Here is a 14,063-nt window from a genome sequence, read left to right on the forward strand (position 1 = left end):
TCAACGCAATGCGGGCGGTGGCCCCGGACGCAGCATGCGCCAGGCGCGCAGCTCGGTACCGCCGAGATGAAAGCGCAACACATCGCGCATGAGCACGCGCAGGCGGCGCAGTCCGTCGTCATCCGGACAGCGATCGTCGGCCAGCGCCAGCAGATCCTCTCCGCGCACCGCCTGCGGCGTCTGCGGCCCGCAACGCTCGGGACCGCCGTCGGGCTGGTAGCGGTAAAACGCTTGCGGGTCCAGAGCTTCCCCGTCCTGGGCGTCGTAGCGAAGCTGCATCGCGTAACCAAGCGCCTGCAGCAGATCGCGCTCGAAGCGCCGTAGCGGCCATGCCGGCGCCGCCCCGGCATCGAGACGGCTCAGGATTTCGGCGTAGGCATCGAACAGTCCCGGCTGCGCATCCTGGCGGGCGCACAGACGCACGACCAGTTCATTGACATACAGCCCGGAAAGCAGACCGTCGCCGCGCAGACGGTTCAGGGCGCCGATCGGTTCGACGCCGCGCAGGGTCGCCAGCTCGCCGCGCTGGCTGTAATCGAGCGCCAGCGACTGGAACGGTTCCAGGTCGGCACGACGCAGCCGCGAACGCGGTCCGCGCACGCCGCGCGCCACCACGCCGAGGCGGCCGTGATCGCGCGTCAGGCATTCCAGCAACAGCGACGTCTCGCGATAGGCGCGCGCATGCAGGACGTAGGCAGGCTGCTGCTGGACCAGAAGCATCGGAGAACGGACCTCGTCACGGAGACGCTAGGCTAGCGCAGCCCGCGCCGCCGTGGTGCGCGCAGCTCAGTCGGTGTAACCGAAGCGCTTCAGCGCATTCTCGTCGTCGCCCCAACCGGTACGCACCTTCACCCACAGCTTGAGGAAGACGCGCCGGCCGAACACCCGCTCGATGCTGCGCCGCGCCGCCGCGCCGACAGCCTTGAGCTGCTCGCCGCGGGCGCCGATCACGATCGCCTTCTGGCTGTCGCGCTCGACCCAGATCACCGCGTGGATTTCCGCCAGGCCGTCCTCGCGATCGGCAAAACGCTCGATCTCGACCGTGGTGGCGTACGGCAATTCCTGATCCAGCCGCAGCATCAGCTGCTCGCGCACCATCTCGGCCGCCAGGAAGCGTTCGCTGCGGTCGGTGACGTCGTCCGGACCGAACACCGGCGCGCGTTCCGGCAAGCGGGCCAGAATGCCCCGCTCCAGATCCTGAAGGCCCTTGCGCTTGAGCGCGCTGACGTAGAACACCTCGTCGAAACGATGCCGCTCGGTCAACTCGGCGACGAACGGCAGCAGCGCCTCTTTGTCGCGCAACTTGTCGATCTTGTTGATCGCCAGCAGCGCCGGCAGCGAACGCTCGGCCAGCGCGGCGCGCACCGCCTCGTCCTCGTCCGTCCAGCGCCCGGCCTCGATCACCTGGATCGCGACGTCGACCTCGGCGATGGCCGCGCGCGCGGCGCGGTTCAGGCTGCGATTCATGGCCTTGCGCGCACCGCGATGCAGGCCGGGCGTATCGACGTACAGAATCTGTCCGTCTTCGCTGTTGGCGATGCCGAGAATGCGGTGCCGCGTGGTCTGCGGTTTCGGGCTGACGATGCTCAGACGGAATCCGATCAGGGCGTTGAGCAAAGTGGACTTGCCGACATTGGGCCGCCCGACCAGGGCGACCATGCCGCAGCGAAAGTCCTGCGCTTCGTGTTCGTTCATGAGGTTTCTCCGCGCTCGAGCCATGCCAGCGCCTGTTCGGCAGCCGACTGCTCGGCGGCACGGCGACTGCGCCCCTGCGCTTCAAAGCGCGTCGCCTGGGGTTCGTCGAGGCTGCAGGCAACCTCGAACGTGCGTGCGTGATCTTCGCCGTGCGCCGCCAGCAACGCATAGCTCGGCAGGCTCAGCCCTCGCGCCTGCAGCCATTCCTGCAGGCGGGTCTTGGCATCCTTGTGCGAACGCGGCATGTCCTGCACCAGCGCCTCGAACTGCCGCTTGACCACGTGGCGGCAGGCATCGAAGCCGGCGTCGAGATAGACCGCGGCGATCAGTGCCTCGAAGGCGTCGGCCAGGATCGAGTCACGACGATAGCCACCGCTCTTCAGTTCGCCCGGTCCCAGGCGGAGCTTGTCGCCCAGCTCCAGCTTGCGCGCCAGACCGGCCAGACGCTTGCCGTTGACCAGCTCCGAACGCAGCCGCGTCAGCTCGCCCTCGCTGGCATTCGGGTGCGCCTCGAAAAGCATCTCGGCGACCACCAGGTCGAGCAAGGCGTCGCCGAGGAATTCCAGCCGCTCGTTGTTCGGGCGACCGATGCTGCGATGGGTCAGCGCGAGTTCGTACAGCGCCGGATCGCGAAAGACATGATCGAACTTCACGCCCTACTCGACGCTCCCGGTGAGGGGAACGGTCTTGTCGAAATGCAGCAGGAAGTCGATGTTGTACAGGAAGTGGACGCGCTTGTCGTAAGCCACATGCATCGTGGTCGCGCCGTTGCTCTGCTCGAAGCGGACGGTGTCCGGACCGAACTGATCGTCGGCGTACTGGAAGCTCAGCTTGAACATGAAATCGCGACGAATCTGGTCGCGGCTCTTGCCGGTCAGATCTTCCTGTGAAATCTCCTGCATCGCCTTCTGCACGCCCATGTAGTGGTAGTACGGCGGCCACAGTTTCATGGCCATGTAGGCAAAGAAACCCACGATCAGGATGATGAAGATAAAACCGAACAGCGTGATGCCTTTCTGCCTGGATTTCATGATTCCGACTCCCCTTTGCGGCTCCCTGTGGACGCCGCCCTGATGGAAATTAGTGCAGCACCGTTCCGATGCGTTTCATCGAATGCAGGCTCAGCCAGATGAAGAAGGCCTTGCCGACCAGGTCCTTCTCCGGCACACAGCCGTGGTAGCGACTGTCGTCGCTGTCATCGCGATTATCGCCCATCACGAAATAGCAATTCTGCGGCACCGTGACCGGATTGTCGCCATTGGGCACGTCCGGCGCGAAGTGCGCCAGCGGCGTCTCGATGATGTGGTGATGCACGCCGTCGAGGTTCTCGTCCAGCACCATGCCCTGCCGGCTCATGATGGTGCGGTCGTACTGGTCCGACACATCGCCCGCATACGGTCCGATCGGCGTCGCCTCGACGCGCTTGCCGTTGACGAACACCTGCTCGCCGCGCACCACGACCTTGTCGCCCGGCAGGCCGACGATGCGCTTGATCCAGTCCTGATTCTTCGACCACGGCGGACGGAACACCACGATGTCGCCGCGCTTGGGTTCGCCCAGGTGCAGGATCTTGGTGTGGAACACCGGCAGGCGCAGCCCGTAACTGAACTTGTTGACCAGGATGAAATCGCCGACCTTCAGCGTGGGATACATCGAAGGCGACGGAATGCGGAACGGTTCGGCCACGAACGAGCGCAGCACCAGCACCAGCAGCACCACCGGGAACAGCGAACGCGACCAGTCCACCGGCCACGGGTCGCGATAGTCCTTGCCGGCCTCTTCGGCGCGACGCTTGCGCGCACGGTAAAGGAAGGCGCGATCCAGACCCCAGACCAGTCCGAACAGCACAGTGAGAATCAACAGCGCCAACGCAAAATCGAATGCCATGCCTATTTCCTGAAAATCACGCGGACGTCGCATCGGATGACGCACGCCCTGCCCTGAAATGCCGGGACATCGCCGGCACTCCTGCCGCCGATTGTGCCCTAAATCCCGGCCTCGCTTACTTGTCGGCCTTCAGCACGGCCAGGAAGGCTTCCTGCGGAATTTCCACGCGGCCCACCTGTTTCATGCGCTTCTTGCCTTCCTTCTGTTTCTCCAGCAGCTTCTTCTTGCGGCTGACGTCGCCGCCGTAACACTTGGCGAGCACGTTCTTGCGCAGCGCCTTGACCGTGGAGCGGGCGATGATCTGCCCGCCGATGGCGGCCTGGATGGCAACGTCGAACTGCTGGCGCGGAATCAGCTCCTTCATCCGCTCGACCAGATCGCGGCCGCGCGTTTCGGCCTGCATGCGATGCACGATCAGGCTGAGCGCGTCGACGCGTTCGCCGTTGATGAGCACGTCCACGCGCACGAACGGACCGGCCTCGAAACGCTGGAAGTGGTACTCCATCGAGGCGTAGCCGCGCGAGACCGACTTCAGTCGGTCGAAGAAGTCCAGCACGACCTCGGCCAGCGGCAGCTCGTAGCTGATCTGCACCTGCGTGCCGAGATACTGGATGCTCTTCTGCACGCCGCGCTTCTCCTCGCACAGCGTGATGATCGAGCCGACGTGATCGGGCGGCGTCAGAATGCTGGCGACGATGATGGGCTCGCGCACCTCGTCGATCTGCGGCGACGGCGGCAGCTTGGCCGGATTGTCCAGGCTGACCACTTCGCCGTCGGTCTTGGCGACTTCGTAGATCACGGTCGGCGCGGTGGTCACCAGGTCCAGATCGTATTCGCGCTCCAGGCGCTCCTGCACGATCTCCATGTGCAGCATGCCGAGGAAGCCGCAGCGGAAGCCGAAGCCCATGGCCTCGGAGGATTCGGGCTCGAAGAACAGCGCGGCGTCGTTCAGGCGCAGCTTGTCCAGCGCCTCGCGCAGGCTGGGATAGTCGTCGGCCGAGACCGGGAACAGACCCGCGAACACGCGCGGCTGCATCTGCTGGAAACCGGGCAACGGCTTGTCCGCCGGATCGCTGGACAGGGTCAGCGTGTCGCCGACCGGCGCGCCGTGCACGTCCTTGATGGCGGCATTGACCCAGCCGACCTCGCCCGGACCCAGGCGGGCGAGCTTGGTGCGCTTGGGCGTGAACACGCCGACCTCGTCGACGCCGTGGGTGCGTCCGGTCGACATCACCTGGATTTTGCTGCCGGGCTTGAGTTCGCCCTGCATCACGCGCACCAGCATGACCACGCCGAGGTAGTTGTCGAACCAGGAGTCGATGATCAGCGCCTGCAGCTTGTCGGTGTCACCCGGTTTGGGCGCCGGGATGCGCTGCACGATGGCCTCCAGCACCTCGGTCACGTTCTCGCCGGTCTTGGCGCTGACCGCGATGGCGTCGTCGGCCTCGATGCCGATCACTGCCTCGATCTCTTCCTTCACGCGATCGGGATCGGCCGTCGGCAGATCGATCTTGTTCAGTACCGGCACCACTTCCAGGCCCTGCTCGACCGCCGTGTAGCAGTTGGCGACCGACTGCGCCTCCACGCCCTGCGCGGCGTCCACTACCAGCAGCGCGCCTTCGCAGGCCGACAGCGAACGACTGACCTCGTAGGAGAAGTCGACGTGGCCTGGCGTGTCGATGAAGTTGAGCTGGTAGGTCTTGCCGTTGCGCGCGGTATACGGCAACGACACGGCTTGCGACTTGATGGTGATGCCGCGCTCGCGCTCGATCGGGTTGTTGTCCAGCACCTGCTCGGCCATCTCGCGTTCGGTCAGGCCGCCGCAGAGCTGGATGATGCGATCGGCAAGCGTGGACTTGCCGTGATCGACATGGGCGATGATGGAGAAGTTGCGAATGTGGTCCATGGAATCCGTGCTTGGCTTGGGCCATGCCGACATGCGTACATGGCAAGACACCGCCCGCGTAGCGGACGGTGCAAGGCGTCGATTATCGCATGGAACGCCGTGCCCATGCGCGCCGCCGCCGGTCGGGGCGACGCGCATGAACGGAGCTCATTCGCTGTCCGGTTTGGCCACGGTCACGGTGACGAAAGCTGTGTTGTTGCTGCGATCGCGAACCAGCAGCATCACCGTGCTGCCCGGCTTGAAGCCGGCCACGGCCTTGTCGAACTGTGCCACCGAGGCGACCTTGGTGCGACCGACCATCAGCACGACGTCGCCGGGACGCAGTCCGGCATCGGCGGCATTGCGGCCATCGACCTGGTCGATCACCACGCCGCCCTCGCTGCGCTTGAGGCCCAGCATGTCGCGCTGGTCGTCGGTCAGCGACTGCACGCTGAAGCCCAGTTTCGAGGTGCTGCTCGTACCGGAACCGCCGGAAGACGCATCGTCGCCATTGCCCTTCAACTCGCCCAGCTTGACCTTGAGCGTGCGGGACTTGCCGTCACGAATCACCTGCAGCGTGCACTCGGTGCCCGGCGCGGTGGCGGCGACCATCGGCGGCAGATCCGAGGCGGTGTTCACTTCGCGACCGTCGAAAGCCATGATGACGTCGCCGACCTGCAGCCCGGCCCGGTCGCCGGGACTGCCCGGCGTGACCGTGCGCACCAGCGCGCCGCGCACGTCGCTCAGACCCAACGCTTCAGCCTTGTCCTGATCGACGTTCTGGATGCCCACGCCGATCATGCCGCGCGACACATGACCCTTGGTCTTGAGCTGCTGCACGGCGTTCATGGCCAGATCGATGGGGATCGAGAACGACACGCCCATGTAGCCGCCGGTGTTGGAATAGATCTGCGAGTTGATGCCGACGACCTGGCCATCCAGGTTGAACAGCGGACCGCCGGAATTGCCGCGGTTGATCGGCACGTCGGTCTGAATGAAGGAGGTGTACGGCTGATCCTGACGCCCCAGATTGCGACCGACGGCGCTGACGATGCCCTGGGTGACGGTGTAGTCGAAGCCGAACGGCGAACCGATCGCCAGTACCCACTGCCCCGGCTTGAGCTTGGTGGAATCGCCGATGGTGACGGTCGGCAGGTCATGCGCCTTCACCTTCAGCAGCGCGATGTCGTAGAGCTTGTCCGAACCCACGACCTTGGCGGTGAAGGTGCGACGATCCTGCAGCCGCACGGTGACCTTGTCGGCGTTTTCGACCACGTGGTCGTTGGTCAGAATGTAGCCGTCGCTGGAGATGATGAAACCCGAGCCCAGCGAGGTGTGCGCAGGATCTTCCTGCGGCCCCATCGGTCCGCCGAAGAAACGGCGAAGAATTTCGGGAATCTGCTGCTGATCCGGCCCGCTCTGATCCGGTCCCTGCAACTGCATGGAAGGCGACTTGCCGCCGTCGTACTTGGCCTCGACGTGCACCACGGCGGGTGCGTTCTTCGAGACGATGCCGGTGAAGTCCGGCAGCTGCGCCGCCTGGGCGCCGACGGCCACCAGCAGCAAGCCAAAGGTGGCGCCGAAACGCATCATGATGGCTCTCATGGGGAATTTGCCTCCTTGGATCGTTTCATCGGAAATAGCGGCCGCGCCGGAACACGGCAAACACGGGATCGCCCTGCGGACCTTCCGCGGCCCACATGGTCTGAAACGGGGGGTTGCGCCCACATCGGACGCAGCGACGGCGGCTGGAGCCGCCGTCGCGAACATGCGTCAGTGCGTCTGCACCGGCGCCTGGGAATCCGGCGTCGTCGGCATGACCCAGCCACCGACGTCCGTCCTGCCGTACTGGCGGGCGTTGGCCGCCTCGCGCGCCGGGTAGCCGCGCGTACTCATGTAGGGCACGACGTGCTGCGCGTAGGTGGTGGGGATGAGGGCGTCGCCGCTCAACTGATAGGTGGCGGGCGTCAGCGTGTCGCCGCGTAGCTGACCGTCCAGCGTGCTGGCCGAAGCCCGCTGGCTGAGCTGACCGGCCATCGGCGTGACCGAAAGCCAGCGCGGCACTTCGGGCGCCCGGGCGATGGTGTTGGTCGTATCTTCCGCGGACGTGCTCGCCGCAGCGATGGTCGGACTGTTGCCGGCCGCGTCGCTGGTCGGTGCGGTCGGCTGCGCGACCATCAGGGCGACCGCCGCCACGCTGGCCGCGATCGCGCCGCCTGCGGACCACCGCAACCAGCGCCGCGAACCATGACCGACGGCAACATCGGCCGGCGCCGCGTCCAGCGCCGCCATCACGCGATCGGCGAAGTCGGCGCGGGCCGCTCCGGCAAATTCGCGACGCAGGCATTCGCGCCCGACGTGGTAGTGGGTCCACGAGGCGCGCAGCTCGGCGTCGTGCTCGACGCGCCGCAGCAGGAAGCGAACCTGTTCGAACTCGAGCTCGCCATCGGTGAAGGCGGAGAGGTTCTCACGGTGGGCTTCGTTCATGTTCACGATTCCTCACGATGGGAAAGCAGGGGCCGCAACTGCCGATCGATGGCCTCACGGGCCCGGAAGATGCGGGAACGCACGGTGCCGATCGGACAATCCATGGCCTCGGCAATCTCCTCGTAGCTGAGACCGTCCACTTCCCTGAGGGTAATGGCCGTGCGCAGCTCGTCCGGCAGTTCTTGGACAGTGGAAAAGACCGTTTGTTCCACTTCCTCGCGCATCATTTCGCGTTCGGGGGTGGCGGTCTCGTACAGACGGTCCGCGGTGGGACCGTACATCGCGTCCTCGACGGCGATGTCGTCCGCCGGCGGACGCCGTCCGCGCGCCACCAGGTGGTTCTTGGCGGTGTTGACGGCGATCTTGTACATCCACGTGTAGAACGCGCTGTCGCCGCGGAACGAGCTCAGCGCGCGCCAGGCACGCACGAACGCCTCCTGCGCCACGTCCTCGCATTCGCTGCGATCGGAAATGTAGCGGGAGATGAGTCCGATCACCTTGTGCTGGTACTTGCGCACCAGCAGGTCGAACGCGCCCCTTTCGCCTTTTTGTACGCGCTCGACGAGCGCGCGGTCCAATTCGTTCTCGCCCATGCCGGGCCATTCTCCTCTGCGATCCCGCAGGACCGCGCCCGTATCAGGTATTCACCCGGCATCGACATGAGCGCCGACACACGCAATCCTGACTGTGACCGGCAAATCCGCCCGGAGTTCGCTACGAGCATGGGGACGCTCGCGAAGGTCGTCAAGGCGACGCCTTGTCGCGACTCAGCCGATCGCGTCGCTCTCGATGCGGCGACCGAACAGACGCTGGCGTTCGGCCATCATGCGGTCGAAGGCCTGTGCCGGCAGCGGACGGCAGAACAGGTAGCCCTGCACCTCGTCGCAGTGGTGTTCGCGCAGAAAGCGCAGATGCGGCTCGATCTCCACGCCCTCGGCCACCACGTCGCGCTTGAGGCTGTGCGCCATGTCGATGGTCGCCTTGACGATGGCCTCGTCGTCCGGATCCACGCCGATATTGCGCACGAAGCTCTGATCGATCTTGATGCGCCGCGCCGGCAGTCGGCGCAGATAGTCCAGCGACGCGTGCCCAGTGCCGAAGTCGTCGATGGCGATCTGGCAGCCGATCTCGTGCAGCGCGTCGAGGTTTTCCATCAGGTTGGTGACCGACTTCACGCTGATGCTCTCGGTCACCTCCAGCTCCAGGCTGCTCGGATCGAGACCGCTGGACGACAGCGCATCGGCCACCATCTTCGGCAGGCTCTTCTGGCGCAGCTGCACCGCCGACAGGTTCACGCCGACGCGCAGGCGCAGTCCGTAGCGCTGCTGCCAGGCGTAGGCGTCGGCGCAGGCCGTGCGCAGCACCCACTCGCCGATGCCGACGATGAGACCGGTCTCCTCGGCCAGCGGAATGAAGAAGCCCGGACTGATCATGCCCAGCTCGGGATGCTCCCAGCGCACCAGCGCCTCCATGCCGACGATGTCTTCCGATTCGACATCGATTTGCGGCTGGTAATAGACGCGCAGCTCACCGTTGTCCTCGGCCTTGCGCAGATTGCTCTCCAGGGCGATGCGCTGCTGGTTCGACTCCTCCGACACCGCCTGGTAGACCTGGTAGTTGTTACGCCCCATGCCCTTGGCGTTGTACATCGCCACGTCGGCGTACTTGAGCAGATCGTCGGCGCTGGTGGCGTCGTCCGGATAGAAGCTGATGCCGATCGAGGCCGTCATGCGCAGCTCGGAATCGCCCTCCAGCGACAGCGGCACCTCCATCAGATTGACGATCTTTTCGGCGATGCGCTTGACGTCGTCGCGCTGCGTGATGTGCCGCAGGATCACCGTGAATTCGTCGCCGGCGTAGCGCGCCACCGTGTCGGAACCGCGCACCGACTTGCGCAGGCGCTCCGCCACCGCGCTCAGCACCTTGTCGCCGACCGAGTGGCCGAGCGAGTCGTTGATGCTCTTGAAGCGATCCAGGTCGACGAACAGCACGGAGAACATTTCGCCGGTGCGGCGCGCCTCGCGCAGCGTCGTTTCCAGGCGATCGTTGAACAGCAGGCGGTTGGGCAGTCCGGTCAGGCCGTCCTGCAAGCCCTTGGCCCGGCCCTGCTCGCGTGCGCGCTGCAATTCCAGATCGAAGCCGAAGCGCGCCGCGGCCACGCGCAGCGTCTCGGCCAACAGCGGCCGACCGCGCCAGGAATCGCGCGAGCCGATCAGCAACGCGCCGAGCACGTTGCGGCGTTCGTCCAGCAGCGGCAATCCTGCGAACGCGCCGAAGCCCATCCTGGCGATGAAATCGTCGTTCTGCGCCACCTGCGGACTGATCGCCGGCAGCAGCACCGGGCGACCGTCGAGCACCAGCTTGAGCGTCCCGCCGTTGAGCGGATCGGGCGCGTCGCTGGTGAACTGGCGGCGCAGCTCGCGCGTCAGCAGTTGCGGGCCGTCCTCGAGCTCGGGGCGCGCCGAGTAGACCGCCACGTAGTCGAGCTGCAGCAGATCCGCCAGCAGACGCGCCGACGCGCCCATGCGGTCCTCGCCCTTGCCCGTCGCCTGCATGCGCGCGAGCAGGCCCATGGCCATGCGCGCGGCCTCGAGTTCTCGGCGATCGCGCAAGCTGGCCAGATGCACCACCTCGCCGCCGCGAGTCACGGGCTGCAGCGTCATGTCGACCACGTCGGACTCGCCATTGGCGCGTCCGCGGCTGCAGCGGCGACGCGCGCTGCCGTCTTTCTCCATCGACTCGCGCATCTTCGCGAACTGGCTCTCGCTCAAACCCAGCAGCGGGGCCACGTCGCGCCCGCGCAATTGCTCGCGCCCATAGCCGGAACCGCGCTCGAACGCCGGGTTCACATCGAGAATCTCGCCGGTGGCGGCATCCAGCACCAGCAGTTCGTCGTCGTCGCACTCGAACGCGAAGCGGTAATCGCCGATCGCACCGGCGCTCTGCAGCGGCGACGACACGCCATCCTTCGACAAAACGGTCAGCAGCTTGATGCGCACCTCGTCGGCGTCGACCGGGCTGCGCACCCAGTCATCGACGCCCGGCGGGACGTGCTGATAGCCCCAGACACGCTGTGCCGGATCGGCACTGAGCATGCCCAGGACACGGATGCCGGACGCACCGGGCAGGCTGTGCAGATACGCGCACAGCGCCACGTTGTCGTGCGCCTCGCCGTGGAAATCGACAATGACTGCCTGCAGGTCGGCGTTCTCCGAGAGCAGGCTGCGCGCCTGGCGCGCATCGCGCGCGGTGTACAGGGCAGCCAGCCCCTGGCCGTCCAGGGCATCGAAAAGGCGGCGGCGGTCGTCGCGGTCGGAGGCGACGATCAGAATCTGCGGAGCGAGCTTGGCGAACATGACTCAGACCACCCAGCGCCCGTCGCGCAACCGCGGTCGCGCGCCGGCCACGGAGCCGCCCATCATGGTCGCCAGACCCTCGACCGAATCGATCAGGGCCTCGTCGTCGGTCAGCAGCACCACGCGCCGCACCTGATCGGAACGGCCGCGCTCGAGCTGGCGAAGCAGGGTCTGTTCGGCCCGGTCCAGCGGACCTTCCACGCCGATCATCAGATAGATGCCGAAGTGCATGCTCTGCAGCACGTAGCGCAGGGTATCGCTGACCCGACGGCAGCCCGGCACGCGGACATCGCCTTCACGCAGGCTGCGCAATCCGTCGTCGCGATACCAGACATAGGCGCTCTGGCCGCTGCGGCGCGTGATCTGTCGAAACTGCTCGACCACGACCTCGGGCTGATCGGTGCGCAGCACCACCAGCGCCGACTCGGCGTCGACGATGCGGTCGAGGGTGTCAATGCCTGGCTGAAGTCCTGCCGCTTCCATCGTATGGGTCATTCCAATGCAACGCGACGCAACACCCGCCCCCTTCTACGCAGCTGCATCGCATGGCGCAGCATAAGCGATGCTCGCACGTTGCGCACGGGTTGCCTGAACCGATCTACGCCAAGGTTACGACGCGTTGTGAAGCGTCTCGCATTCACGAAGACCTCGCGGTATCGTGATCGTCCCATTCCGCTAGCGATACAGAGCTCATGTTCGAGGGATTGCGCTTCAGGCACTGGCAGACGGGCTGCGACGACGACGGCATCGTGACCCTGGCCCTGGATCGGGCCGACAGCAGCGCCAACGCGCTGTCGCGCGCCGTGATCGAAGAGCTGGACGAAATCGTCGAGCGACTGGCCATCGAAGCGCCGCGCGGCGTGGTGATTCACTCCGCCAAGGCGACCGGTTTCGCGGTCGGCGCGGATGTGCACGAGTTCATCGAGTTCGCGCGTCAGGACAGCGTGCGCGACAACATTCGCAACGGCCAGAAGGTGTTCCAGAAGCTGGCGAGTCTGCCCTGCACCACCGTCGCCGCGATTCACGGCGCCTGCATGGGCGGCGGTACCGAACTGGCACTGGCCTGCGACCAGCGCGTAGCCGTCAACGACCCGAAGACGCGCATCGGATTGCCCGAGGTGATGCTCGGCATTCATCCCGGCTGGGGCGGCACCGCGCGCCTGCCGCGTCTGATCGGTGCGCCGCAGGCGCTGCCGGCGATGCTCACCGGCCGTCCCTTTTCGGCCGGTCGCGCACGCGCCGTAGGCCTGGTCGACAAGCTGTGCGAGGCCGACGCTCTGCTGGAAACCGCGCGCAAGTTGGCTCATCGCCCGCGCAAACGACCGTTCAAGCAACGCTTCGTGGCCTGGGCCACCAATCTGTGGCCGACCCGGCAGGTTCTTGCGCCGATGGTGCGCAAGCAGACCGCCGCCAAGGTCCGCAAGGAACACTACCCGGCGCCCTTTGCACTGATCGAAGTGTGGCGCCGCGGCGGCAGCGACATCCGCCAGCGCCTCATTCTGGAAGCCAATTCAGTAACCCGGCTGGCCGCCACGCCGACGGCCCGCAACCTCATTCGCGTGTTCTTCCTGCAGGAGCGTCTGAAGAAGCTGGGCGCGGATACCGAGCACGGCATCGATCGCGTGCACGTGATCGGCGCGGGCGTGATGGGCGGCGACATCGCCGCCTGGAGCGCACTGAAAGGCTTCCAGGTCACCCTGCAAGACCGCGAGATGAAGTACATACAGCCGGCGCTGGACCGTGCCCGGACGCTGTACGAAAAGAAGCTGAAGTCCGCCGAGAAAGCCGCCGAACCGATGGCGCGCCTGAAGGCGGACGTCGAGGGCAAAGGCGTGGCCGACGCCGACCTGGTGATCGAGGCGATCTACGAGAACGCCGAGGCCAAGCAGAAGCTCTACGCAGGCATCGAACCGCAATTCCAGGCCGACGAACTGCTGGCCAGCAACACTTCGTCGATTCCGCTCGACGAACTGCGCGCGAATCTGAAGCATCCGGAACGCTTCCTCGGCCTGCACTTCTTCAACCCCGTGGCGAAGATGCCGCTGGTCGAAGTGGTGCGCCATGACCGCATGGACGCGCAGACCGAAAAGCGCGCCCTGGCCTTCTGCAAGGCCATCGGCAAGCTGCCCGTGGCCGTGGCCGGCACCCCCGGCTTCCTGGTCAACCGCATCCTCATGCCCTACCTGCTCGAATCCATCCGCATGCTCGGCGAGGGCGTGCCCGGCGCGGTGCTGGACAAGGCCGCGCGCAAGTTCGGCATGCCGATGGGACCGATCGAACTGGCCGACACCGTGGGCCTGGACGTCTGCGTGTCGGTGGGCAAGGAGCTGGCTCCCTTCCTGGGCTTGCAGATTCCGCCGGGCATGGAAGACCGCCTGGAGGACGGCAAGCGCGGCAAGAAGGACGGTCGCGGCTTTTACGTCTGGGAGGACGGCAAGCCGAAGAAACCGGACGTCGACGCCGATTACAAGGCCGCCGACGACATCACCGACCGCATGATCCTGCCGATGGTCAACGAGGCGGTGGCCTGCCTGCACGATGGCGTGGTCGACGAAGCGGATCTGCTCGACGCCGGCGTGATCTTCGGCACCGGCTTCGCGCCGTTCCGCGGCGGTCCGATCCAGTACGTGCGCGAAACCGGCGTCGACGAACTGCGCGAACGCTTGCAGACGCTCGCGCGCAGCCACGGCGATCGCTTCCGTCCGCGCGAAGGCTGGGACCTGCCCTTGCTGCGCGAGCAAAGCACCGTCTGA

General features: G+C 66.0%; 12 protein-coding genes. 1 reads left to right on the forward strand and 11 read right to left on the reverse strand.

Translation table 11 applies throughout. The annotated features are described in order from the left end of the window. From recO to LF63_RS08940, 11 genes are all read right to left on the reverse strand, one after another. The gene (gene recO / locus LF63_RS08890) at window positions 1-720 is read right to left on the reverse strand and encodes a DNA repair protein RecO (protein WP_043101107.1); all 720 of its coding nucleotides are present in this window, start codon (window positions 718-720) and stop codon (window positions 1-3) included. Window positions 721-786: 66 nt separating this feature from the next. Next, window positions 787-1,695, reverse strand: coding sequence for a GTPase Era (gene era, locus LF63_RS08895; RefSeq protein WP_043101108.1), 909 nt, complete (start codon window positions 1,693-1,695; stop codon window positions 787-789). Further along, a complete protein-coding gene (rnc, locus tag LF63_RS08900; protein ID WP_043101109.1) occupies window positions 1,692-2,348 on the reverse strand; it encodes a ribonuclease III in 657 nt (218 codons plus the stop codon). Before rnc ends, era begins: the two co-directional genes overlap by 4 nt. 3 nt (window positions 2,349-2,351) lie before the next feature. Then, window positions 2,352-2,726 (reverse strand): DUF4845 domain-containing protein, encoded by a 375-nt coding sequence (locus LF63_RS08905; protein WP_043101110.1) that lies wholly within the window; start codon window positions 2,724-2,726, stop codon window positions 2,352-2,354. A gap of 49 nt (window positions 2,727-2,775) precedes the next feature. After that, window positions 2,776-3,582 carry a signal peptidase I gene (gene lepB, locus LF63_RS08910; protein ID WP_043101111.1) on the reverse strand — a complete coding sequence of 269 codons (807 nt, stop codon included), beginning with the start codon at window positions 3,580-3,582 and terminating at the stop codon, window positions 2,776-2,778. Window positions 3,583-3,697: 115 nt separating this feature from the next. Beyond that, window positions 3,698-5,488, reverse strand: a complete 1,791-nt coding sequence (lepA, locus tag LF63_RS08915) for a translation elongation factor 4 (RefSeq protein ID WP_043101112.1) — start codon at window positions 5,486-5,488, stop codon at window positions 3,698-3,700. 147 nt (window positions 5,489-5,635) lie between these two features. Beyond that, complete coding sequence (locus LF63_RS08920) at window positions 5,636-7,072, reverse strand: DegQ family serine endoprotease (RefSeq protein WP_043101113.1); 1,437 nt, start codon at window positions 7,070-7,072, stop codon at window positions 5,636-5,638. A gap of 168 nt (window positions 7,073-7,240) precedes the next feature. Continuing rightward, window positions 7,241-7,954, reverse strand: coding sequence for a sigma-E factor negative regulatory protein (locus tag LF63_RS08925; RefSeq protein ID WP_052394878.1), 714 nt, complete (start codon window positions 7,952-7,954; stop codon window positions 7,241-7,243). Between the two features lie 2 nt (window positions 7,955-7,956). Then, window positions 7,957-8,547: an RNA polymerase sigma factor RpoE gene (gene rpoE / locus LF63_RS08930; RefSeq protein ID WP_043101114.1), complete on the reverse strand. Its 591-nt coding sequence runs from the start codon at window positions 8,545-8,547 to the stop codon at window positions 7,957-7,959. Window positions 8,548-8,721: 174 nt separating this feature from the next. Continuing rightward, window positions 8,722-11,310 carry an EAL domain-containing protein gene (locus tag LF63_RS08935; RefSeq protein ID WP_043101115.1) on the reverse strand — a complete coding sequence of 863 codons (2,589 nt, stop codon included), beginning with the start codon at window positions 11,308-11,310 and terminating at the stop codon, window positions 8,722-8,724. Between the two features lie 3 nt (window positions 11,311-11,313). Continuing rightward, entirely contained in the window at window positions 11,314-11,793 is a 480-nt protein-coding gene (locus tag LF63_RS08940) for a hypothetical protein (protein WP_052394879.1), read from the reverse strand. A 209-nt stretch (window positions 11,794-12,002) separates the two neighbouring features. On the opposite strand from LF63_RS08940, the gene LF63_RS08945 reads away from it, so the two are divergent. Beyond that, a complete protein-coding gene (locus LF63_RS08945; protein WP_043101119.1) occupies window positions 12,003-14,063 on the forward strand; it encodes a 3-hydroxyacyl-CoA dehydrogenase NAD-binding domain-containing protein in 2,061 nt (686 codons plus the stop codon).

It is taken from the genome of Oleiagrimonas soli (assembly GCF_000761445.1).
GTDB classification, from domain to species: domain Bacteria; phylum Pseudomonadota; class Gammaproteobacteria; order Xanthomonadales; family Rhodanobacteraceae; genus Oleiagrimonas; species Oleiagrimonas soli.

Excerpts from the sequence above, each read along its gene's own strand:
- recO (WP_043101107.1), bottom strand. The coding sequence starts at position 720 with ATGCTTCTGGTCCAGCAGCAGCCTGCCTACGTCCTGCATGCGCGCGCC.
- era (WP_043101108.1), bottom strand. The coding sequence starts at position 1,695 with ATGAACGAACACGAAGCGCAGGACTTTCGCTGCGGCATGGTCGCCCTG.
- LF63_RS08905 (WP_043101110.1), bottom strand. The coding sequence starts at position 2,726 with ATGAAATCCAGGCAGAAAGGCATCACGCTGTTCGGTTTTATCTTCATC.
- lepB (WP_043101111.1), bottom strand. The coding sequence starts at position 3,582 with ATGGCATTCGATTTTGCGTTGGCGCTGTTGATTCTCACTGTGCTGTTC.
- lepA (WP_043101112.1), bottom strand. The coding sequence starts at position 5,488 with ATGGACCACATTCGCAACTTCTCCATCATCGCCCATGTCGATCACGGC.
- LF63_RS08920 (WP_043101113.1), bottom strand. The coding sequence starts at position 7,072 with ATGAGAGCCATCATGATGCGTTTCGGCGCCACCTTTGGCTTGCTGCTG.
- LF63_RS08925 (WP_052394878.1), bottom strand. The coding sequence starts at position 7,954 with ATGAACGAAGCCCACCGTGAGAACCTCTCCGCCTTCACCGATGGCGAG.
- rpoE (WP_043101114.1), bottom strand. The coding sequence starts at position 8,547 with ATGGGCGAGAACGAATTGGACCGCGCGCTCGTCGAGCGCGTACAAAAA.
- LF63_RS08935 (WP_043101115.1), bottom strand. The coding sequence starts at position 11,310 with ATGTTCGCCAAGCTCGCTCCGCAGATTCTGATCGTCGCCTCCGACCGC.
- LF63_RS08940 (WP_052394879.1), bottom strand. The coding sequence starts at position 11,793 with ATGGAAGCGGCAGGACTTCAGCCAGGCATTGACACCCTCGACCGCATC.
- LF63_RS08945 (WP_043101119.1), top strand. The coding sequence starts at position 12,003 with ATGTTCGAGGGATTGCGCTTCAGGCACTGGCAGACGGGCTGCGACGAC.